Origin of the sequence: Aeromonas sp. L_1B5_3, assembly GCF_963866575.1 — a bacterium.
Classification (GTDB): Bacteria; Pseudomonadota; Gammaproteobacteria; order Enterobacterales; family Aeromonadaceae; genus Aeromonas; species Aeromonas jandaei.
Genome location: NZ_CAWMDN010000018.1, coordinates 1 through 1,358 on the forward strand (window position 1 = coordinate 1; position 1,358 = coordinate 1,358).

At 59.6% G+C, this 1,358-nt stretch carries 1 protein-coding gene; it reads left to right on the forward strand.

The genetic code is table 11. From position 1 onward, the window contains the following. Positions 1 to 1,358: T1SS-143 repeat domain-containing protein (locus tag AACR93_RS01935; protein WP_043852208.1), on the forward strand; the 1,358-nt coding region annotated here is incomplete at both ends.

A 1,358-nucleotide genomic window follows, 5' to 3' on the forward strand; every position in this document is an offset into this window, starting at 1 on the left:
CGAGGTGTTTGAGGTGCGGCTGGTTGGCACGCTGGACCAGGCGGGCAAGAACGGTTTTGACTATCAGGTGACCCTCTATCAGGGGATCCATCAAGGCGCCAACGCCGTGACCGAGCTGCCCATCAAGGTGATTGTCAACGACTACGACAAGGCGGGCGGCAACAACGATAGCACCAGCGGCACCCTCAATATCCAGATTGGGGAAGGAGAGAATCCGACCCTCACTCTGACAGGCGTAACCCTCAGCGAAGGGCGCTTTGATGGTGCCAACTCGGCGGTGGATGACCAGCAGGCGAGCGGCAAGATCATCATCAAAGCTGACTCGGATCCGGTGACCGATGTGCGACTGACCCTCTCCGGTCAGGTTATGGATGCCAGCGGCAAGCCCATTACCCACAATGGCGAAGCATTGACCTGGCAAGCGGTTGGCACGGATGGTCACACCTTCCAGGCTGTCACTGCTGGCGGCGTGGTGGTGATGACGGTCTCCATCCCCACTGTGCCAGCCAGCATCGCCGCTCACACTAGCGCAGAGATAGGTTATCAGGTGACAGTGCATACCAACCTGGATCACGGGGCGGATGACAAACTCAACCTGACCTTGCCAATCAAGGTAACCGACAGCGATGGCAGCCAGAGCCAGGGCTCAACCACCATCACGGTGACGGACAGCCTTGACCCCGAACTCGGTTTGGACAAGGGCGTTTCGTTGCAAGAAGGGGGCAACCAGCACATCGATGGTCAACTGCCGGTGACGGTGGGCAGCGATCGTCTGGTCTCCCTCAACTTTGAGGCGAGCCAACCAGCGCTCGCTGGGCTCACCAGCCAGGGGCATCCCACCAGTTATGAGGTGCAGGGCAACCAGCTGACCGTCAAGGATTGGCAGGGCAAGGCGATCCTCACCGTCACCATCGGGCTGGATGGCAAATACAGCGTCTCCCTGACCGGCGTGTTTGACGAACCGGAAGCGACCAACAGCCTCAACCTAGGCCTGAAGGTACAGGGCACCGATTTTGACGGCGACAAGAGCAACCTCGGCACCCTCAATATCACCATTACCGATGGTGCCTTGCCGCAGGTCGATCCTGTCTCCCTGACGCTCACGGAAGATAGCAACTGGCAGCAGGAGCAGACCCTTAACGGTGAGCTGACTATCACCGCGGGCAGCGATCAGCTGGCCAGCATCACCTTCGATGCCAACCAGCCGGGGCTGCAAGGGTTCACCTCGGGCAAGCAGGCCGTGACCATCACGGTGGCCGATCATCTTATCGAGGGGCGTACCCCCGATGGCACGCTGGTGTTTAAGCTGACCCTTGGCAACGATGGCAAATACAGCTTTACCCTCCATCAACCGCTGG